Source organism: Xanthomonas hortorum, assembly GCF_011305375.1.
In the GTDB taxonomy this organism is placed as follows: Bacteria; Pseudomonadota; Gammaproteobacteria; order Xanthomonadales; family Xanthomonadaceae; genus Xanthomonas; species Xanthomonas hortorum_E.
In genome coordinates this window covers 118,164-139,421 of record NZ_VCME01000007.1, presented here as the reverse complement: position 1 = coordinate 139,421, position 21,258 = coordinate 118,164, and the positions used below count along the sequence as shown (strand labels likewise).

Annotated in this window: 16 protein-coding genes; 11 read left to right on the top strand and 5 right to left on the bottom strand. The window is 65.9% G+C overall.

Annotated features, from left to right (window positions below):
• Positions 1 to 131: 131 nt before the first annotated feature.
• Together FFY45_RS08375 and FFY45_RS08370 are read right to left on the bottom strand one after the other, a co-directional pair.
• Positions 132 to 2,648, bottom strand: coding sequence for a S9 family peptidase (locus tag FFY45_RS08375; protein WP_176340082.1), 2,517 nt, complete (start codon positions 2,646 to 2,648; stop codon positions 132 to 134).
• A 114-nt stretch (positions 2,649 to 2,762) separates the two neighbouring features.
• Positions 2,763 to 3,650: an alpha/beta fold hydrolase gene (locus FFY45_RS08370; RefSeq protein ID WP_439333520.1), complete on the bottom strand. Its 888-nt coding sequence runs from the start codon at positions 3,648 to 3,650 to the stop codon at positions 2,763 to 2,765.
• A gap of 390 nt (positions 3,651 to 4,040) precedes the next feature.
• Between FFY45_RS08370 and FFY45_RS08365 the strand changes: the two genes are divergently transcribed.
• The gene (locus FFY45_RS08365) at positions 4,041 to 4,931 is read left to right on the top strand and encodes a LysR family transcriptional regulator (RefSeq protein WP_176340080.1); all 891 of its coding nucleotides are present in this window, start codon (positions 4,041 to 4,043) and stop codon (positions 4,929 to 4,931) included.
• Positions 4,932 to 5,024: 93 nt separating this feature from the next.
• On the opposite strand, the gene FFY45_RS08360 is transcribed toward FFY45_RS08365, so the two are convergent.
• On the bottom strand, positions 5,025 to 6,224 hold the full coding sequence (locus FFY45_RS08360) for an MFS transporter (RefSeq protein WP_176340079.1): 1,200 nt from the start codon (positions 6,222 to 6,224) through the stop codon (positions 5,025 to 5,027).
• Between the two features lie 404 nt (positions 6,225 to 6,628).
• Positions 6,629 to 7,522: a LysR family transcriptional regulator gene (locus FFY45_RS08355; protein WP_176340078.1), complete on the bottom strand. Its 894-nt coding sequence runs from the start codon at positions 7,520 to 7,522 to the stop codon at positions 6,629 to 6,631.
• A gap of 774 nt (positions 7,523 to 8,296) precedes the next feature.
• On the opposite strand from FFY45_RS08355, the gene FFY45_RS08350 reads away from it, so the two are divergent.
• The 8 genes from FFY45_RS08350 (at position 8,297) to FFY45_RS08315 (ending at position 14,908) form a co-directional block, all read left to right on the top strand.
• Positions 8,297 to 9,571 carry an allantoate amidohydrolase gene (locus FFY45_RS08350; RefSeq protein ID WP_176340077.1) on the top strand — a complete coding sequence of 425 codons (1,275 nt, stop codon included), beginning with the start codon at positions 8,297 to 8,299 and terminating at the stop codon, positions 9,569 to 9,571.
• Entirely contained in the window at positions 9,561 to 10,817 is a 1,257-nt protein-coding gene (locus FFY45_RS08345; RefSeq protein WP_176340076.1) for a pyridoxal-phosphate-dependent aminotransferase family protein, read from the top strand. The genes FFY45_RS08350 and FFY45_RS08345 overlap by 11 nt, the downstream gene beginning before the upstream one ends.
• Positions 10,814 to 11,704 carry an allantoinase PuuE gene (gene puuE / locus FFY45_RS08340; RefSeq protein ID WP_176340075.1) on the top strand — a complete coding sequence of 297 codons (891 nt, stop codon included), beginning with the start codon at positions 10,814 to 10,816 and terminating at the stop codon, positions 11,702 to 11,704. Before FFY45_RS08345 ends, puuE begins: the two co-directional genes overlap by 4 nt.
• Positions 11,701 to 12,096 (top strand): oxalurate catabolism protein HpxZ, encoded by a 396-nt coding sequence (hpxZ, locus tag FFY45_RS08335; protein ID WP_176340074.1) that lies wholly within the window; start codon positions 11,701 to 11,703, stop codon positions 12,094 to 12,096. The genes puuE and hpxZ overlap by 4 nt, the downstream gene beginning before the upstream one ends.
• The gene (gene uraD / locus FFY45_RS08330) at positions 12,093 to 12,584 is read left to right on the top strand and encodes a 2-oxo-4-hydroxy-4-carboxy-5-ureidoimidazoline decarboxylase (RefSeq protein ID WP_176340073.1); all 492 of its coding nucleotides are present in this window, start codon (positions 12,093 to 12,095) and stop codon (positions 12,582 to 12,584) included. The genes hpxZ and uraD overlap by 4 nt, the downstream gene beginning before the upstream one ends.
• Positions 12,581 to 14,002, top strand: coding sequence for an FAD-dependent urate hydroxylase HpyO (gene hpyO, locus FFY45_RS08325; RefSeq protein ID WP_176340072.1), 1,422 nt, complete (start codon positions 12,581 to 12,583; stop codon positions 14,000 to 14,002). The genes uraD and hpyO overlap by 4 nt, the downstream gene beginning before the upstream one ends.
• The gene (uraH, locus tag FFY45_RS08320) at positions 13,972 to 14,331 is read left to right on the top strand and encodes a hydroxyisourate hydrolase (RefSeq protein ID WP_176340071.1); all 360 of its coding nucleotides are present in this window, start codon (positions 13,972 to 13,974) and stop codon (positions 14,329 to 14,331) included. The genes hpyO and uraH overlap by 31 nt, the downstream gene beginning before the upstream one ends.
• Before the next feature lie 103 nt (positions 14,332 to 14,434).
• Entirely contained in the window at positions 14,435 to 14,908 is a 474-nt protein-coding gene (locus tag FFY45_RS08315) for a YehS family protein (RefSeq protein WP_055825363.1), read from the top strand.
• Between the two features lie 765 nt (positions 14,909 to 15,673).
• Here the strand turns inward: FFY45_RS08315 and FFY45_RS08310 are convergent.
• Entirely contained in the window at positions 15,674 to 17,791 is a 2,118-nt protein-coding gene (locus tag FFY45_RS08310) for a methyl-accepting chemotaxis protein (RefSeq protein ID WP_176340070.1), read from the bottom strand.
• A 183-nt stretch (positions 17,792 to 17,974) separates the two neighbouring features.
• Here FFY45_RS08310 and hrpB point away from each other — a divergent pair, with 183 nt between their 5' ends.
• Together hrpB and FFY45_RS08300 are read left to right on the top strand one after the other, a co-directional pair.
• The gene (gene hrpB, locus FFY45_RS08305) at positions 17,975 to 20,476 is read left to right on the top strand and encodes an ATP-dependent helicase HrpB (RefSeq protein WP_176340069.1); all 2,502 of its coding nucleotides are present in this window, start codon (positions 17,975 to 17,977) and stop codon (positions 20,474 to 20,476) included.
• 305 nt (positions 20,477 to 20,781) lie between these two features.
• Positions 20,782 to 21,213, top strand: a complete 432-nt coding sequence (locus FFY45_RS08300) for a hypothetical protein (protein WP_176340068.1) — start codon at positions 20,782 to 20,784, stop codon at positions 21,211 to 21,213.
• Positions 21,214 to 21,258 lie beyond the last annotated feature (45 nt).

Sequence of the window (21,258 nt, the reverse complement as noted above, 5' to 3'; positions counted from 1 at the left end):
CCGCCAATGCAGTCACTCACCAAACGGGGCCGGAGCGCCCTTTACCAGACAGCATCTGCCTGCAAAGAACGCTCCAACCCCGCGCTGATGCCAATGCCAGCTTTGAATAACACGCTGCATTGGCACGCTACTTACTGCTTTGGCTTGCTAGCCGCCTGCTTTGGCTTGCTAGCCGCGGCGCGCGGCGGCGCGTTTTTCACGTAACGGTCGAACCAGTCCAGCATCTCGGCGACCACGTCTTCGGTGGATTCGCGTGCGGTATACCAATGCGGTTCGAACGGCAGCAACACCAGCCGCGCAGTGCCGCCGTTGCCACGGATCGCCTGGAACAACCTCGGTGCCTGAGTGGTTTCGGTCCCGGGGTTGGCGTCGTCCATGCCGTGCACGATCAACAACGGTTCGTTGATCTTGTCGGCGTGGAAGAACGCCGACGCCTGCGCGTAGACCTCCGGCGCGGCCCAGAACGAACGGCGCTCGTTCTGGAATCCGAACGGTGTCAGCGTCTTGTTGTAGCTGCCGCTAGTGGCGGCGCCGGCGCGGAACAGGTCGGTCTGTGCCAACAGGTTGGCCGTCATCAGCGCGCCGTGGCTATGCCCGGTGACGCCGATCCGTTGGCGATCGACCACGCCCAGTTCCACCGCCTTGTCCACCGCTGCGGTGGCGTCGTCCACCAGTTGCTGCAGATAGGTGTCGTACGCGGTCTTGGGGTCGCCGACGATGGGGAAGGCGGCATCGTCGATGATCGCGTAACCGGCCAGCAGCAGCACCTGGTAGTAGCTCAGCCGGGTGAAGTCGCGTTCGCTGGCGCCGCTGACCTGGCCTGCCTTGGAGGGGTCGGCATAGTCGAGCGGGTAGGCATACAGGATCGCCGGCACGCGCGTGCCTTCCTTATAGCCGGGCGGCGTGTACAGGGTGAACGACAGCTCCACGCCGTCCTTGCGCTTGTAGGTCACCAGCCGCTTCTTGATCTGCCGCACCAGCGGGGTCGGATCCGGAAAGTGGGTGACCGGCGTTGCGGTCGAGGCAAGGACCGCCTCGCCCGTGGCCGCCGTCGGCAGCGGCTGGCCCAGCGTGCGCAGATACACGTTGGGCGGGTCGGTCAGCGACTGGTGCCAGGTCAACAGGCGCGACACATCGTCGCCGGCAAAACCGAAGAACAGCTCGTCCACACTGGCATCGCTGCGGAACAGCCGCTGGGTCTTGCCACTGGCCAGCGCATAGCGATCAAGAAACGGCCGGTCGCCCGCCGGCGAGGCGCCCTGCCCGCTCAGGAACAACGCACCCCGCTCTTCGCGCAGCACGGCCTGGCCGTTGGCCAGCACACGCATCTCCGTCAGGCCAGGATCGGCGTACAGGTCGTCGGTGGACAGGTCGAACAACACCTGTCCGCCAGTGCCGGGGCGGTCGGCATCCAGCAAGGTGGTACGCCGCCAATGACGGTTTTCGTCGTATTCGTCCAGCAGCGCTTGCCCGCCTTCGGCAAACCACGACAAGCCGGAATAACGCTGCTGCACGCGGGTGACTTCACGCGGTTTGGCGGTGAACGGTGCAGCCAGCGTCATTAACTTGTCGCGCGCGGGCACATTGGTTTTCCAATCGCCACCATCCAGCGCTTCGGCCCAGACCAGCGTGGCCGGCTGGTTGGCGCGCCAGGAATACGCACGCGGGCCGATCGACACGCCTTGCACCGGCACCCGGTCGGCAACCGGCAGATCGGCCAGCACGCGCTCGCTGCCATTGGCCAGATCCAGCACCGCCACATCATGCGCAAACCGCGCATAGGTGGTGACGTAGGAGTACGGCCGCTTCAGCCGTTGCACCAGCACGTGGCGGCCATCGGGCGCGCCATCCACGTTGCTGTAGACCGCAGGCGTACCGAGCTTGCGCTGGCTGCCGTTGGCCACATCCACCGTGAGCAGCTGGGAGGTGGCGTAGTAGGTGAACAAGGCCTCGTCTTCGGGGCTGGAGAGCGTATCGCGCGCTTCATAGGTGCTGCTTTCGCCCTTGCCCTGGATGGTTTCCTTGACCTCCGGACCCGGCGGCACCGCGGCCTTGCGCGGGGCCGCGCCCAGGTCTTGCGGCACCGTCTTCAGCAGCAGGGTGTCGCTGCCGCCCAGCCACTGGATCTCGCCGCCCAGCACCGGGTTGAGTTGCACACCGTCGATCCTGCGCACGTTGCCGGTGGCCACCTCGCCCACCCACAGCTCGACGCGATCGGCCGCAGTGTTGTTGAAGGCGAAGCGGCGCCCGTCCGGCGACCACACCGGCGCTGCCGGGCAGGCACCGGCCGGCAGGCTCACGGCGGTCTGCCTGCCGCTTGCAACATCCACCAGGCTGAAGCCCTGCAGGCAGGAACGAATGCCGTAACCGTTGGACATGTCGTGGCGGCTATGCGTGCGCGGCTCCACACGCACGCCGGCCAGCTTCAGATACGGCTCGGCCACGCGTGCGATCGGCGGATACTGGGTGCGCTGCACCAGCAACAAGGTCTTGCCGGTGGGGTCCAACCGCGGCGATGGATTGAGCGGTGCGCGCATCACGCTCAACAATGGCTCCGGTGGCTGCCGGTAACCGCCCTCGGGCGTACCGGCAACGGCAGACAACGGCAAAAGGCTGGCAAGCCCGCTCCATCGGTACGCGGTGAGCATCTCGGTAGTTCTCCGGGGAATGATCACAGCAACCTAGCACGCCGACACAACGGCTCATATGCGCCCGAACGCAGCCCTGTCGCTGCGTCCGCAGGACGCGTGCAAACGACGCAGTTACGCCGATGCCTTGAACGTGCGCGACAGGAAGTCGCCGATGTAGCGCGCAATCTCCGGCGCATGCGTTTCCAGCGCGAAGTGGCCCGCATCCAGCAGATGCACTTCGGCCTTCGGCAGATCCTTGCGATACGCCTGCGCGCCCGGCGGAATGAAGGCTGGATCGTGCTTGCCCCACACCGCCAGCAACGGTGGCTGATGGTTGCGGAAATACGCGTGGAATCCCGGATAGGCGGCCACGTTGCTGCGGTAGTCCAGGATCAGATCGAGCTGGATCTCTTCGGCACCCGGGCGCGCCATGTACGCGATATCCAACGTGTAGCCATCGGGCGACAGCTTGCTCGGGTCGGCACCGGTGCCGTACTGCCAGTCACGGATGGTTTGCGGCGACAGCGACCCGCGGCAAGCCTCGCGATTTGCTGCGGTTGGCTCACGCCAATACGTCTGCCAAGGCCCCCATTGGTCGCTGAAACCTTCCAGATACGCATTACCGTTCTGGCTGATGATGGCGCTCACCTTGTGCGGATTTGCCGCAGCCAATCGAAAACCGACCGGCGCACCGTAATCGAACACATACATGCTGTAGCTGGCGAGTCCCAACGCCTCGGTGAAGCCTTCGATCACTTTGTAAAGGTTCTCAAACGTGTAATCGAACTGCCCGCGCGGCGGTGCCTTGGTATTGCCGAAGCCGGGTAAATCCGGCGCGATCAGGCGGTATCGATCTGCCAGCAGCGGCATCAGATCGCGGAACATATGGCTGGCACTGGGGAACCCGTGCAACAGCAACAGCACCGGCGCATCCTTGCGCCCGGCCTCGCGGTAGAACACCTCGACATCGCCGACCTGTTGGGTGTGGAAAGTGACGCGGAACGCTTCGTCGTTCGGCATGGTGTTCTCTCTGAGTGTCGTCGTGTTGGAAAGTTCGGCAGCGCCGAGCGCGCCGGCGCCAAGTGCGTACGCGGTGCCTATGCACGATGCCAGCAGCAGGGTGCGGCGGCTGATCCCTGTTGTGGCGTTGTCGGTAGTGGCTGCGATGAGCGCATCGGTATGCGCCATGGAAATTCCCAGATCGATGACGTGGCGGCCATGCTAGGTACACAGACAGCTGTCGAGAACCGCCAAGGGTGTCAATTCACCATTGCCGTTGCTGCAATGCTGCGCGCAGGTGCGCAGTGCGTGCGATCGCCAGTCATTGCGTGGGTCGCGCAGCGCGCATCGGCAGGCTGCTACCCTGCCGCCACCTCCGACCTTGGGACGCACGTGGACCGCATCCAGGAAATGACACTGTTTGCCGCGCTTGCAGAGCAAACAAGTTTTGCCGGCGTTGCGCGGCGTCTTGGCATTTCCACCGCAACGGTCACCCGCACCATCGCGCAACTGGAAAGCCGCCTGGGCGTGCTGCTGGTCGTGCGCACCACACGCAACATGCGGCTCACCGAAGCCGGGCAGCAGTACGCTATCGACTGCCGGCGCCTGCTTGCCGATTTGGACGACATCGAAAATAGAGCGGCCGGGTTGCATGCACTTCCCAGCGGCTTGCTGACGGTAACCGCGCCGCAGATGTTCGGCGCATTGCATGTCACACCGCTATTGACGCGCTTTCTGAGTCAATACCCATCGATGACTGCGCGCGCCGTGCTGGTCGACCGCGTGCTGCCGCTACTGGACGAAGGCATCGATGTGGCGGTACGCATCGGCGTATTGCCCGACTCGTCGCTGACCGCCATCCCGGTCGGCAGCGTGCGTCGCATGATCTGCGCCTCGCCCGGCTATCTGGCAGAGCACGGCACTGCGCAGCGGCCGGACGATTTGTTGCAGCACGCCACCATCTCCACCGCATCTTCCGAGCGTCCACCCAAATGGCCGTTCCGCATCGATGGCCGTGAGCATCTGGTGGATGTCGCCTCACGCCTCAATGTGACCTCGTTCAACGCCGCCATCATCGCTGCAGTGCAGGGCTGGGGATTGACGCAGGTGCCGTCTTACCAGATCCGCGAACACCTGCAGAGCGGCAAGCTCACGTGCATCCTCGACGCGTTCGAGATCGCACCAGAGCCGGTGCACGTGGTCTACGTGGAAGGACGCCGGGGCTCCTCCAAGGTGCGCACGTTTGTCGATTATTGCGTGGATGCCCTGCGGCAGGATCTGGGTTTTTACGTCGGCGTTTGAGCTGATGACTTGATCGAACCCTTGTTCTGGCGGCATAGCGTGGCACGAGCTGCCTTCCATGCGATGAGCGCTGCATCGTGCAATCACCAGCACTCAGGGCTGCAAACGATCGCCCCGCCCTGCCACCAAGGACGATGCCAGCAGCAACACGCTTGCACCCACGAACGTGGCACCAATGGAGACATGATCCAGCAGGACACCGCCTGCGGCGCCGCCCAGCATGATGGAGAGCTGGATTGCGGCAACCATCAAGCCGCCACCGCTTTCCGGCGCGTCCTTGATGCAGCGGCTCAGCCAGGTGGACCACGCCACCGGCATCGCCGAATTGAGCGTGCCCCAGGCGATCATCGCAATTGCCACAGCCCACACCATATGGCCGGCGAGCAGCATGCACATGGTCGCCACACCCAGCGCGACCGGCAGCACCGTGAGCAGGGTGAACAAGCGCTTGGGCACCAACGCGGTGGCCGCATAGGTCCCGACGAACCCGGCCAAACCCAGGCCAAGCAGCAACAACGACAGTTGCGAGACGTCCACCTGCGCAATGGTTTCCAGAAACGGGCGGAAATAGGTGAACGCAGAGAACGCGCCGGCAAACCCGAGCATCACCGCCAGCATGGCGCGCGCAACATAACGACGCTTCAACAAGGTGACGATACCGCTCAGCGAAGTGGCACTTTGCGCTGGCATCGACGGCAGGCTGCGCCACTGCCAGACGATGGTGAGCGCAACCAGCGGCAGCATGCCCCAAAACACACCGCGCCAGCCGATGGTCGCGCCCAGATAGCTGCCCAACGGCGCGGCGAATGCGGCAGCGACCGCGTTACCGATAAATATGATGCCCAAGGCCTTGGGTACCGCATGCTCGGGCATGATGCGCATCACCGTGGCGGTGGACAACGCCCAGAACCCACCGATGACGACGCCGAGCAGCGCACGCGCGGCCATCAACATGCCGAAGCTGTGCGCGTTGGCGATCAACAACAGCGACACCAACATCACCGTGGTCAGCGTGAGCAGCACATGGCGCCGATTGAAGCGCGACGACAGCGGTGCGATCAGCAAGCTGGCGACCACGGCGAACAAGCCGGAGATCGAAATCGCCTGCCCGGCCATGCCAGCGCTTGCGTGTAGATCTGCAGAGATCGGCGTGAGCAGGCTCACCGGCATGAATTCGGAGGCGATCAACAACGCAACGCACAGCGACATCGAGCCGACTGCGCTCCAGGTCTGGCGTGTTGCTGCGGGTGCGGCACGGGATGGTGTGTCTGTGGCGAGCGAACTGGCTGGCATGTGGGGGCCTTGCGCGAAGAGTGGATGCGGTAAGAACGCCACGCCGCAAGCGCGCGCTGTAGCGGCGCTCGAGAGCGAACCTGGCGTTCAAGAGGGATGCGCTGCAGACAGCGATGCGACGCATCGACCTGCCATTGCAGCGACGCACGACGGGCGCAATGCAGCAACGGATGCTGCGGCTCGGGCGTGCGCGTGTCTGGAGGTGCTGCAGCTTACGCAGGCAGCGGGCAGCGATAAAGATGGCTGATCCGCACGGGCTTATGAAGCCCGCTCATCAAAGGCGCGCCAGCATAGTTGTCGCGTGGCACGATGCTCGCTTGCGGAACGCGCTTGGTCTAGGGAAAGGTCATCGGATGCAGGCGACTCAGGCGTCCACGCAAGCGCCTGTCCAAGCCGCGCATCCATCAGCCTTTGTAGCGCAACGCATCGACCACCAGGTTAAACGCCGGTGAGGAATGTCGGCGACTGGGATAGAACGCGTGCAAGCCCGGCCAGGTCGGCGACCAGTCCTTCATCACCCAGCGCAGCCGTCCGGCCTTGATATGCGGGCGCGCCAGATCCTCCTGCACGAACGCGATGCCGAAGCCGTCCACCGCCGCGTCCAGCGCTTCGTAGGTGCCGTTGAAGGTCAGCTGGCCATCCACGCGCACGATGACCTCGCGCCCGTCCTTTTCCAGCTCCCAGGCGTAGATGCCGCCGGCGGTTTTCATGCGCAGATTGATGCAGCTGTGCGCGGTGAGATCCTGTGGTGTCTTGGGAATGGGCCGGCGTGCGAGGTAGGACGGTGCCGCGACGATCGCCATGCGCATGTCCGGCGCGATGCGCGCGGCGATCATGTCTTTTTCCACCTGATCGCCCAGGCGCACGCCCAGGTCGTAACGGTCGGCCACGATGTCGGTCAGACCGTTGTCGACCACGATCTCGACCTTGATGTCCGGGTATTGACGCAGCAGCTTGGACAACTTGGGCCACAGGATCGCGCGCGCGGCGTAGTCGGTGGCGGTGATGCGCACCGTGCCTGCGGGCGTGTCGCGCATTTCGCTGAGTGCGGACAGCGCCTCTTCGATTTCTGCAAAGCGCGGCGCCACCGTCTGGATCAGGCGCTCGCCGGCTTCGGTCGGCGCCACGCTGCGCGTGGTGCGAGTCAGTAACCGCAGCCCGAGGCTGGCTTCCAGCCCACGAATGGTGTGACTCAGTGCCGATTGCGAGACACCCAACTTGGCTGCAGCACGCGTGAAGCTGCCCTCGCGAACGATGGCGATCAGCGCCAGCAGGTCCTTGAAACCGTCGCGGGCCATTGGTGAATCCGATTCATGGAATGTAGGCGACTGTAGCAGCCGTTCGGATGCGAGGCGGCGGCGCTTCTGCCGCTCTCCTTTTTTCGGCAGAGGGGTGGGGTGCGGGTACGGCTGCTCAATAGTCTCGATGCGGCCGTACCCTCATCCGCCCTTCGGCACCTTCTCGCGATGGGAGAAGGATCCTGCGGGGCGCCAAGGCACGACTTGCGCGCCACTGGCGTGCGTGCATGTTGCGCCCGCGCCCCAGCGCAGGCCTGGGCGCGGAACGAAGCAGTCGGTGATTCACTTCTGAAGCCGCGTGGCGACGCGTTTGTCATTGCAAGGACTGACAGCTCTCTGCGGCGCACCCTCATCCGCACTGTGGGTACCATCTTCCGTCAGGAGAGGTGATACCACAGCCCCTCTCCTACGGGAGAGGGGTTGGGGTGAGGGTACGGCCGCCCAGCATTCTCGACGCTGCCGCACCCTCATCCGCCCCTTCGGGGCACTTCTCCCGATGGGAGAAGGAACAAAACGCAGTCGCCACCGCCCGTCGCATTTTTTGCAACGCCTGACCCTAAAAAAACCGCTTTGGGGTGACGGGGGCGGTTCGTATAGTCGATTTGACGGCTGCCACCCGCTGCGCACGCCCGATCGCCAAGGCTGCGCAGAGCAATGAATCGCTCAACGTCGCCTCGCCCACTTCCCCACCGCCTGCGGAGGCTTCATGCATCAGCACCTGTCGCATCCCAGGTCACTCAGCACCTATGGGGCAACACGCTTGCACCGCGCCGCATGCTGAGCGCGCAACTCACCGCAGCAACCGACCATTGCTCCGGCGCACGCGCGGTGGCGCGCTGCGATGCACTGGGCGTTGCACCGTACAGCGACACACCCGGCGGCCTGTTCCGCGCCTGGCTCAGCCCGGCGCATCGCGCGGCCACCGCGCAGGTGAGCGAGTGGATGCGCCAGGCCGGCATGCAGGTGCGACTGGACGCAGCGGCCAATCTGATCGGCCGCTACGACGGCGCACATGCAGATGCACCGGCACTGCTGATCGGCAGCCATCTGGACAGCGTGCGCGATGCCGGGCGCTACGACGGCCCGCTCGGCATCCTGCTCGGCATCGAATGCGTGGCCGCGTTGCATGCACAGGGTCGGCGCCTGCCGTTTGCGATCGAAGTCATCGCCTTCGGCGACGAAGAAGGTTCGCGTTTCCCGGCATCGATGTTCTGCAGCCGCGCCGTAGCCGGCACACTGGATCCGGCCACACTGGCCGTGGTCGATGCCGACGGCGTCGAGGTGGCGGCCGCACTCACCAACTGGGGCCTGGATATCGCAGCGATCAGCCACGCCGCACGCGCCCCAGGCAGCGTACTGGCCTATCTGGAGACCCATATCGAACAAGGCCCGGTGCTGGAAGCCGAAGGCCTGCCGGTCGGCATCGTCACCGCCATCGCCGCGCAACGGCGCTTCGCCCTGCGCTTCGACGGCCGCGCCGGCCATGCCGGCACCACCACGATGGGCTTGCGCCGCGACGCGTTGAGCGCAGCGGCCGACGCACTCCTGGCGATCGAGCGCATCGCCCGCGCCGGCAGCGACGATCTGGTCGCCACCGTCGGCAAGCTGCAGGTCGCACCCGGCGCCACCAATGTGGTGCCGGGCCGCGTGGACTGCACGCTGGACGTGCGCGCAGGCGACGATGCCACCCGCGATGCGGCCGTGCTGCAGATCGAACACGCGCTTGCACAAATCAGCAAAGAACGCAGCATCGCCATCGCCATCGATCCGTTGCAGACACTCGCCGCCAGCCCCTGTGCACCGGCGTTGATCGCGCGCCTGCAACACGCAGTCGCCGCACAAGGCATCGCGCCGCGCCAACTGGTCTCCGGTGCCGGCCACGATGCGATGGTGATGGCCGCGCTGTGCCCCACCGCGATGCTGTTCGTGCGCTGCGCCGGCGGCATCAGCCATCATCCGGACGAACACGTCGCCCCGGCCGATGCCGAGGTTGCCTTGGTGGTCATGCGCCACTTCATCGAACACCTGGGAGATCCCCTTGTCACCTGATCTGCGTCACCTGCACACCTTCGGCGAACTCGATCCCCCGCAGCGGCTGCTGATGGGTCCGGGCCCGGTCAATGCGCATCCGCGCGTGCTGCGCGCGATGGCGGCCGATCTGCTCGGCCAGTTCGACCCGGAAATGACCACCTACATGAACGAGGTGATGGCGCTGTACCGGCCGCTGTTCGGCACCGAGAATCGCTGGACCTTTCTGGTCGATGGCACAGCGCGCGCCGGCATCGAAGCTGCCTTGGTCTCGCTGGTCACCCCGGGCGATCGCGTGCTGGTCATCAACTTCGGCCGCTTCGGCCTGCTGCTCACCGAAATCCTGGGCCGCCTAGGTGCCGAGGTGCATACGGTGGATGCGCCTTGGGGCGAAGTGGTGCCGCTGAGCGCGATTGCCGAAGCGATCGAACGCGTGGCACCCAAGCTGGTGGCCACCGTGCACGGCGACACCTCCACCACCATGGCGCAGCCGCTCGATGGCCTCGGCGCGCTGTGCCGCGCGGCTGGTGCGCTGAGTTACGTGGATGCCACCGCCACCATCGGCGGGATGGAGATCGCCAGCGATCGCTGGGACGTGGACGTGGTGACCGGCGGCCTGCAGAAATGCCTGGGCGGGCCGTCCGGCTCGGCACCGATCACCGTGTCCAGCGCGGCGGCCGAGGCGATTTTCGCGCGCCGCCATGTCGAACGCGGCATCGTGCGCGACGATATCGTCAACGGCAGTGGGCCACGCATCGCCTCGAATTATTTCGATCTGGCGATGATCATGGATTACTGGTCCGACAAACGCCTCAACCACCACACCGAAGCCACCACCATGCTCTACGGCGCCCGCGAATGTGCGCGCGTGGCCCTGCAGGAAGGGTTGGATGCCCGCTTCGCCCGCCATGCTGCGGCCGGGCGCGCGGTGAGTGCCGGCATCCGTGCATTGGGGCTGGAGGTGTTCGGCGACGATGCGCACCGCATGACCAATGTCACCGGCGTGGTGATTCCGCCCGGCATCGACAGCGATGCGGTGCGGCGGCGCATGCGCGAGGATTTCGAGATCGAGATCGGCACCGCGTTTGGTCCGTTGCAGGGCAGGATCTGGCGCATCGGCGCGATGGGCTACAACGCGATGAAGCACAAGGTTTTGATTACTTTGGCCGCGCTGGAAGCCGTGTTGCGCGCCGAAGGTTACGCGTGCACGCAAGGACTGGCGGTGGAAGCCGCGCTGGCGGCCTGGCATGCGGAGCCGCATGCATGAGCACACCGCGCGACCTGGTCGGCTATGGCGCCACCCCACCTGCGGCGCAGTGGCCCGGTGGCGCGCGCATCGCGGTGCAGTTCGTCATCAACTACGAAGAGGGCGCGGAAAACTGCGTACTCAACGGCGATGCCGGCTCGGAAGCGTTTCTGTCGGAAATGGTCGGCACGCAATCGCAACCCGGCGCGCGCGCCATGGCGATGGAAAGCCTGTACGAATACGGTAGCCGCGCCGGCTTCTGGCGGCTGCATCGGCTGTTCACCGCGCGCAACGTGCCGGTGACCGTGTTCGGCGTGGCGCAGGCATTGGCCTCCAATCCCGAGGCAGTGGCCGCGATGCAGGCAGCCGACTGGGAAATCGCCAGCCACGGCCTGCGCTGGATCGACTATCAACACGTGGATGAAGCCACCGAGCGCGCGCATATCGCCGAGGCCATCGCCTTGCATACCCGTGTCACCGGCAGCCGTCCGCTGGGCTGGTATCAGGGCCGCACCAGCCCCAACACTGCGCGGCTGGTGGCCGAAGAAGGCGGCTTTATCTACGACGCCGACAGCTACGCCGATGAGGTGCCGTATTACGACCATCGCCATGGCCGCGCACAACTGATCGTGCCGTACACGCTGGACGCCAACGACATGAAGTTCGTCGCCTACAACGGCTTTGCCGATGGCGAGCCGTTCTTCCGCTATCTGCGCGACAGCTTCGAGCAACTGCGCAGCGAAGGCGGGCGCATGCTGTCGATCGGCCTGCACGGGCGCATCGTCGGCAAGCCGGCGCGTGCAGCGGCGTTGGCACGTTTTGTCGATCATGTGCTTGCCAGCGGCGATGCGTGGGTAGCGCGCCGCATCGATATCGCACGCCACTGGCTGCAGGTAAACCCGGCATGAGCATCCACGCTTCCGACATCGATCTGCCCGAGGTGATCGCGCAAGTGACTGCCGCCTTCCATGCCTACGAGGATGCCTTGATGGGCGATGACATCGCCGCAATGGACGCGCTGTTTCACGCCGCGCCAAGCACGGTGCGCTATGGCGTAGGCGAAGTGCTGTACGGCATCGAGGCGATCCGCGCGTTCCGCATCGGCCGCGGCGGTTCGCCGCAGCGCCGGCTCGCGCATGTGCAAGTGAACGGCTTCGGCCGCGATTTCGCCACCACGCATGCGGAGTTCGTGCGCGACGGCAGCAGCGCGCGCGGCCGTCAAAGCCAGAGCTGGGTGCGCTTTGCCGATGGCTGGAAAGCGGTCGCCGCGCATGTCTCCCTGCAAGGCACGCACGCATGAGCGTGGTCGATGCCAACGCGCTGGACAATGCCGCCTTCGTGGCGCGCTACCGCGAGGTGTTCGAGCACTCGCCGTGGGTGGTCGAACGCGCTGCACAACGGCGCCCGTTCGACGATGTACATCGCGGGCTGATGCAGGTGGTGCTGGAGGCCTCGCAGGTAGATCAGATCGCCTTGATCCGCGCGCATCCCGAGCTGGCCGGCAAGGCGGCGATCGACCGCACACTCACCGCCGCATCGGCCGCCGAACAAGCCTCGGCCGGGCTGGACCGGCTCAGCGAAGCCGAGTTCAAGCGCTTCCATGCGCTCAATCAGGCGTATCGCCATCGTTTCGGATTTCCATTCGTGATCTGCGTGCGGCTGCACGACAAGGCCGGCATTCTGGCCGCGCTGGAACGGCGGCTGGACGCATCGCGCAGCGAAGAAATTTCCACCGCCCTCGCCGAGATCGGCAAGATCGTTCACCTGCGCCTGGAGGCACTGCCATGAGCCTGGCCCAACTCGAACGCGAGCTCCACCACGATCTGCAACGCCTGGCCCACGGCGGCGACGCATGGACCCAGCCGCGCGTGCATCCGGCCGGGCATGTGTATGACGTGGTGATTGTCGGCGCCGGCCAGAGCGGCCTGGGCGCAGCGTTCGCGCTGCAACGCGAGCGCGTGCACAACGTGCTGGTCATCGACGAGAACGCCGCCGGGCAGGAGGGCCCGTGGGTAACCTACGCGCGCATGCAGACCTTGCGCACACCCAAGCAGATCACCTCGATCGACCTGGGCGTTCCATCGCTGACCTTCCGCGCCTGGTGGGAGGCCCAGCACGGCACCGCCGGCTGGGACGCGCTGGACAAGATTCCGCGCGGCAGCTGGATGGACTATCTGCGCTGGTACCGCGCCGTGCTGCGTTTGCCCGTTCGCAATGCCACGCAGCTGGCACGGGTGGAACCGGACGTGGCGCCGGGCATCCATCGCCTGCATCTGGCGATGGGCGCACCGCTGCTGACGCGCAAACTGATCCTGGCCACCGGCATCCAGGGCGGCGGGCAATGGATGGTGCCGGAGTGGATCAGCCGCGCGCTGCCCGCACAGCGCTACGCGCATACCTCCGGCCATATCGATTTCGCTGCACTGGCCGGCAAGCGGGTGGGCATTCTGGGTGGCGGCGCCTCTGCATTCGACAACGCCTGTTTCGCGCTGGATCAAGGCGTCGCCACTGCCGAAGTGTTCGTGCGCCGCAGCGAACTGCCGCGCATCAATCCGTTCCGCCACATGGAGCAGGCCGGCATCATTCCGCGCTTTCTGACGCTACCCGATGCGGACAAGTACCAGATGATGGCCAGCTTCTTCGCGCACAACCAGCCACCGACCAACGACACCTTCCAACGGGCATGCGCGCATGCCGGCTTTGCGCTGCATCTGGGCGCGCCGTGGCTGGAGGTCGCCGAGCGCGATGGCGCCGTGGTGGTGCGCACGCCGCAGGGCGAACACCGTTTTGATTTTCTCGCCGTTGCCACCGGCCTGGTCACCGACCCGCAGCTGCGCCCGGAACTGGCCGCGCTGTCCGGGCGCATCGCCTGCTGGGCCGACCGCTACCAGCCGCCGCCGGGCCAGGCCAATGCGGTGCTGGATGCGCATCCGTATCTAGGGCCGGGCTTCGAACTGCTACCGCGCACGCCCGAGGATGCGGCGCTGCTGCACGGGCTGTTCGCCTTCAACTATTCGGCGCTGATCAACCACGGCCCCTCGGCGGCGGCATTGTCCGGGCTCAAGATCGCGTTGCCGCGGCTGGCACGCGCGGTGGCCGATCAGCTGTTTCTGGACGATCGCCAGGCCATCGTCGACAGCTATCTGGCTTACGACCAACCCGAATTCGTCGGCCAATGGCCGCAACCGACCCAGGCGGTGGCATGAGCACGCTCTCTACACATGTGCTGGATACCGCCAGCGGCCGCCCCGCCGCAGGCGTCGCGTTGCGCCTGCTCGCCGGCGAGACGCTGCGCTTCGAGGGTGTCACCAACGTCGATGGACGCTGTCCCGAGCTGGGCGTGCTTACGCTGCAATCCGGCCGCTATCGGCTGGAATTCGAGGTGGCCGGGTATTGGCGCACAACCGGCGTAGCGTTGACCGACCCGCCGTTTCTGGAGCAGGTGCCGATCGCCTTCGGCATCGCCGACGAGGGCCACTACCACGTGCCGTTGCTGCTCTCGCCATACGGGTATTCCACCTATCGCGGCAGCTGAGCGACTTCAGGTCCGCAATGGACAGGGTCGGCATATGCCGCGTTGCGCATCGGCCCCGTAGAATGACGCCTTTCCGGCGACAGGCCGGGGCCCCGGAATTGTCATGATCCACAACGATGTACTGCGCAGCATCCGTTACATGCTCGACCTCAGCGACGACAAGGTGGTGGAAATCACCCACCTGGCCGACCCGGAGTTCGCGCTCGACAAGGCGCAGTTGCAGGCCTGGCTGAAGAAGGAAGACGAGCCCGGCTTCGAACCCTGCCCCGACGCGATGATGGCGCGCTTTCTCGATGGCCTGGTGCTGCGCTTCCGCGGCCGCGACGAGAGTCAGCCGGTGCGCCCGCTGGAGACCCGCGTCGGCAACAATCTGGTGCTGAAGAAGCTGCGGGTGGCCTTCGAGCTGAAGGACGTGGATATGCACGCGATCTTCGCCAGCGCCGGCTTCCCGCTGTCCAAGCCGGAGTTGTCTGCGCTGTTCCGCCAGCCCGGCCACAAGAATTTCCGCCCCTGCCTGGACCAGTTACTGCGCGCCTTCCTCAAAGGCCTGACCGCCCGGATGCGCGAAGCGGGTTGATGTCTGTGTGACTGGCCTGTTGTGTGTCACGAGCAATGCGTGGCAAGTGCAACTTGGGCGTGGCCTGCTGGGCGACGCCCGGCAGGCCATCCATGATGTCGTACAGGCGCAGCGCCGGAAATCCTTCAAAAACGTGTGAGTGCGGAACAGCCGACCTTGTTTCCTGGCTCTTATCCCGCTGTCATCGCACCTGGTTGGACAGCGCGGATAGATCAGTTGCAGAGCAGCTGATCTGCGGCTTGGCTGCAGGGCCCTTGCCCGCCCACCATCGCGGGACACGTCGCAAGTACGTCCATGTAGGCTCTTACGCGGCATCCATGCCGCGTAAGGTCCCGCGACGGTAGGCGGGCAAGGACCAGTCAAGATGGTCGGTGTGCAGGGTTGCAAGCACTGCATTACGTGCTTCTGATTTGCTAGCTATCGTGTAGTTCTGCGACCCGCACCAGCAAGCCCACGCACTTCCGAGACGCTCAGCTTTTTACCCGGCGATCGACCAACATTCTGGTGCGGTGTCCTCGCCGATTGCGGGACCGTGTGGCGGCATGGATGCCGCCACCGAGCCTCCACGGACGGATTCACGGCGTGTCCCGCGAGCGGTGAGGGCACCGCGCCCTCGACGAACTCAGCTTTTGACTGCATCTAGACGGATATCGACTGAGCGCCGCGCTGTCCCCAAACGTTGTGCTGCACCACCCTTGCACTCAACGTGAGTGCAAGGGTGGTGCGTCAGTGCTTCGGCAAGCAGTGACACGGCGATCTGGAGCCTTACGCCGCAGCCGCCAGCCGCGGCCGGCGTGCATCCAGGCGGAACACCGACACCGCTTCGCTCAGTTCCACCGCCTGCTCTTCCATCGCACGTGCAGCCGCAGAGGCTTCTTCCACCAATGCTGCATTGCGCTGAGTGGTTTCGTCCATGTCGTTAACCGTGCGGGCAACCTGCTCGATGCCGGATGACTGCTCGCGCGACGCCGAAGAAATTTCCGCGATCAACGTGGTCACCTGCTGCACTGATTGCACGATCTGCTGCATCGTCTGCCCGGCCTGATCCACGCGTGCGCTGCCGCGCTCCACGCTGGCCACCGAGGCCTCGATCAACTGCTTGACCTCCTTGGCCGCGCCGGCCGAACGCTGCGCCAGCGCGCGCACTTCCGAGGCGACCACCGCAAAACCACGGCCCTGCTCGCCCGCACGTGCGGCTTCCACCGCTGCGTTCAACGCCAGGATATTGGTCTGGAACGCGATGCCGTCGATGACACTGATGATCTCGGCGATTTTCTTGGACGAGACTTCGATCTCGCCCATGGTGTCGACTACGCTGGCCACCATCTCGCCACCGCGGCCGGCGATCTCGGCGGCGGCCTGCGCACCGCGGCTGGCCTGCTGCGCGGTGTCCGAATTCTGCCGCACCGTGGAGGTGAGTTCTTCCATCGAAGCGGCGGTTTCTTCCAGGTTGGCGGCCTGCTGTTCGGTGCGCTGCGCCAGATCGTTGTTGCCGGCGGCGATCTCTGCCGACGCGGTGCGAATGGTCTGCGCGGCCACTGTGATGTCGCCGACGATATCGGTCAGGCGCTGCACGGTGGCATTGGCGTCGTCGCGCATGCGCGCGAACACGCCTTGCTGGTTGCCGTGCATGCGTGCGGTCAGGTCGCCCTCGGCAATCGCCTTGAGCAGCTGCGACAACTCAGCCAGATTCTGGTCCACGTTCTGCATCAGACCATTGAGGCCGGTGACCATGCCGCGGAACTCGAACTGGTAGGCCTCGGCATTGCCGCGCGTGGCGAAGTCGCCAGCGGCCGCAGCTTCGACCAGGCCACGGATTTCGCCATTGATCGCAGCCAAATTGCGCTTGGTGGCATCCATTGCTTCGGTGATCTGCGCCTTTTCGCCCGGCAAACGCGGCATATCCACCGACATGTCGCCCACCGCGTACCGCTGCATCACCTGCAGCATGCCGCCGATCAGTTCCACCTGCGCGCCGATCAAACCATTGGTGTCGTCGACCATACGGCCGTACGCACCCGGAAAGGCGTGCGCGTCCATGCGGTAACTCATCTGCCCGGCTTCGTGGCGCTGCGCCATGTCGGCCTGTGCGGTGGAGACATCGGTCAGCGTGGTGACCACCTGCCCCATCGCCTGGCCGAGCAAACCGATTTCATCGCGATTGCTGACCACCGCGCGTGCCGACAGATCGCCGGCGGCCACCGAGCGCGCCGCACGTGCAACGGTTTCGATCGGGCGCACGATCGAGCGACGGATCCACCAGCCCAGCACGACCACCAGACACAATGCCGCAAACATCGTGGCCACTGCCGACAGCACCAGCTTGTGCTGCGCCGACTGCGAACTGGCGAGCACGGCGGCATCGGCCAGGATCTTGCTGCGCTTCACCAGCGCTTCCAGTGTCTGGCTGGGCGCACGGTCCATGCCCTTGACCAGCTGGTCGCCCACCTGGGTGTCGTAGCCGGCTTCGGCAAACTTGCCCAGCGCCGCTTGGTAATTGCTCTGCAAGGCCAGATGCGCCTTGGCGAAGTCCTGCGCCAGCGCACGCGCCTGCGGGTCCTGGGTTGCCTTGATCAGCGCTTCGGTGCCTGCTTGTACCTTGGTGCCGTCCTTACGGAAGGCGCTCAGATGCTTGTCCAGCTGCGCCGGGTCGCGGCCGCGAATCAGCACGTTCTTCCATTCCTGCACCTGCAAACGGAAGTCGCGACTGATCTCCTCGCTGCTGGAGGCCTGCGCCACTTCTGGCGGCACCTTGTCCGACAGGCTGAGCCAGGCCGTGCCAAGGCCACCAAGCGCACACAGCAAGATGACTGCCAGGCCAAGCGCAAGGGCGCCGAGCAGTTTGCTTTGCAGGCTGACGAACTTCGGGGTGGCAGCAGACATGGTGAATCCAGAGAGGGGATTACACCGGTTATCGACGCCCCTGCCCGGGTCTGAAGCAATCTCGGCCTTTAAAACAGTCAGGTATGCCTTGGCAGGCACTTCGCCGCTCGGCATTCCCTGACAGCCTTCACCCACCAACCCGACCATCGCGCCGATTCGGGCCGCCCCGTATCCTTCCCGCGCATGACCGACCCCGCTTTTCCGATCTCCCCGTTATTGCCGCAGATCCGCGACAGCCTGGCCGCGCATCCGCGGCTGGTGCTGGAAGCCCCGCCCGGCGCCGGCAAGACCACCCAGGTGCCCCTGGCGCTGCTGGACGCGCCATGGCTGGCCGGCCGCAAGATCGTGATGCTGGAACCGCGCCGCGTGGCCGCCCGCAGCGCGGCGATGTTCATGGCGCGCCAGCTGGGCGAGCCGGTCGGCGAGACCGTGGGCTACCGCATCCGCTTCGAGAACAAGACTTCCGCGCGCACCCGTATTGAAGTCGTCACCGAGGGCATCCTGACCCGGCTGATCCAGGACGACCCGATGCTGGAGCGCATCGGCGCACTGTTGTTCGACGAATTCCACGAGCGCCATCTGGCCGGCGACCTCGGTCTGGCGCTGGCGCTGGACGTGCAGGCACAGGTACGCGAGGACCTGCGCATCGTGGCGATGTCGGCCACGCTCGATGGCGAGCGCCTGGCCGGCTTTCTCGACGCACCGCGCCTGAGCAGCGCCGGGCGTAGCTTTCCGGTGGACATCGCACACTTCCCCGCGCGGCGCGACGAGGCGCTGGAACCGCAGACGCGGCGCGCGGTGGAACACGCCTTGTCCACGCATCCGGGCGATGTGCTGGTATTCCTGCCCGGCCAGCGCGAGATCGCGCGCGTGCACAGCGCGCTGCAGGACGTGCTGGATCCGGCGGTGCAGGTGCTGCCGCTGCATGGCGAGCTGTCGGTCGAGGCGCAAAGCCAGGTGCTGCAGCCCGACCCGTCCGGGTGCCGGCGCGTGGTGCTGGCGACCAATGTGGCCGAGTCCTCGGTGACCCTGCCCGGCGTGCGCGTGGTGATCGACAGCGGGCTGGCGCGCGAGCCGCATTACGACCCCAACAGCGGCTTCTCGCGGCTGGACATCACCACCATTGCGCAAGCCTCGGCCGACCAGCGCGCCGGCCGCGCCGGGCGTGTGGCCAGCGGTTGGGCGTACCGGCTGTGGCCGCAATCGCAACGGCTGGAACCGCAGCGGCGTGCGGAGATCACCCAGGTGGAACTGGCCGGCCTGGCACTGGAACTGGCCGCCTGGGGCAGCGCCGCGCTGCGTTTTGTCGATGCACCGCCCGCCGGCGCGCTCGCCGCCGCACACGAATTGCTGCAACGGCTGGGCGCACTCACCGACAGCGGCGGCATCACCACCGTGGGCCGGCGCATGCTCGCGCTGGGCACGCATCCACGTCTGGCCGCGATGCTGGCGCAGGCCGGCGATGCCCCGCGCGTAGCGCTGGCCTGCGACCTGGCCGCCTTGCTGGAAGCGCGCGACCCGCTGCGTCAGGGCGGCGATGGACTGGCCGCCCGCTGGCGTGCGCTGGCCGCATTCCGCCAGGGCCGCAGTGGGCACGACGCGAACCGCGGCGCCCTGGCCGCGATCGACAGCGCCGCCAAACAATGGCGACGCCGGCTGCGTTGCGACAGCGCACCGCCCGCCAGCGTGGAGGCGCATGCACTCGGCGATCTGCTCTCGCACGCCTTCCCCGACCGCATCGCTGCGCGCCATCCTGCCGACCCGCTGCGTTACCTGCTCGCCAACGGCCGCAGCGCGCGCCTGTTCGACCACAGCGACCTGCGCGGCGAACCCTGGCTGGTCGCCAGCGAACTGCGTTACGAAGCCAAGGACGCGCTGCTGCTGCGCGCCGCACCGGTGGACGAAGGCTATCTGCGCCGCAGCGTGCCCGAGCGCTTCGTGCAGCAGGATCTGGTGCAGTGGGATGCGGACAAGCGCGCGTTGGTCGCGCGCCGGCAATCGAGCTTCGACCGCATCGTGCTCGACAGCCGCCCGGCCGGCCGCGTCGATCCCGCCCAGGCCGCCAGCGCGCTCACCGAGGCGGTGCGCCAGCTGGGTCTGGATGCCCTGCCCTGGACCGACGGCCTGCGCCAATGGCGCGCACGCGTGCAGTCGCTGAGCGCCTGGATGCCGGAACTCGCGTTGCCCGATCTCTCCGATGCAGCCCTGATGGCCACGCTGGAGACCTGGCTGCGCCCGGCGTTCGTCGGCAAAACCCGGCTCGACGCACTCGACGAAAGCAGCCTGGGCGAAGCGCTCAAGGCCGCCTTGCCGTGGGACCGCCGCCAGTTGATCGACCGCCACGCGCCCACCCGGATCAGCGTGCCCTCGGGCATGGAGCGGCAGATCAGCTATGCCGTCGATCACGCCGGGCAACCGTTGCCGCCGGTGCTGGCAGTCAAGTTGCAGGAACTGTTCGGCCTGGCCGAAACCCCGCGCATCGCCGACGGCCGCATCCCATTGACCTTGCACCTGCTCTCACCAGGTGGACGACCGTTGCAGGTCACACAGGATCTGAAGAGCTTCTGGGTCACGACGTATCCGGAGGTCAGGAAGGAGATGAAGGGGCGCTATCCCAGACATCCATGGCCGGAAGACCCATGGACAGCAGCGGCAACGCACAGAGCAAAACCGCGCGGCACTTAAAGCCCCTCTCCCGTCGGGAGAGGGGTTGGGGGTGAGGGTACGGAGCGAAGCACTCGCGTTGCTCAACTGCACGCGGCTTCGCCCGTACCCTCATCCGCCCCTTCGGGGCACCTTCTCCCGATGGGAGAAGGAAAGTGCCGCACATGCCCATCAGATCTGTTTTTATCGCTACCTCAGACTCCCATGCACCAACACACCGCATCATTACTTAACCGCAACCCAAACAAGCTCCACCACCGCTAACACGGTCTATACGCACCAGCCCACACACTGCGGCCCACGTACTCAGAAAGGAAACGCCTCCAATGAGCAAGCTGACTGTGATCACCGAACGCGCCCTGGAGCGTGCCCTGGAACTGGCTGGCACTGCCGGCGACCACCTGCGTCACGCTGCGTCCGATGCGGGCGACAAGGCACGCAACGCGGGCAGCAGCCTGCGTCATTTCAGCCCGGGTGCCAGCGAATGGCTCAAGACCGGCGCCGCGCTGGGTGCCGTGCGTACCGGCGGCAAGGTCGTCAGCAAGGCGGTCAAGCGCAACCCTGTCATCACCGTGGCAGCGGCCGTCGCCGGCCTCGGCCTGATCGGCTATGCGGTGTATCGCAAGCGCCAGCGTGATCAGCAGGTGCTCGGCGGCAACGTGCATCGTTTCGATCGCGAAAACGCCGGCAACGCCAGCGCACGTCGCGCGGCCTACCAGCGTCGCGGTGCAGTGACCCCGAGCGACGGCATCGAATAAGCCATCTCGCCAGGTAAATCAGACAACGCCACGGCCCTGCGCCGT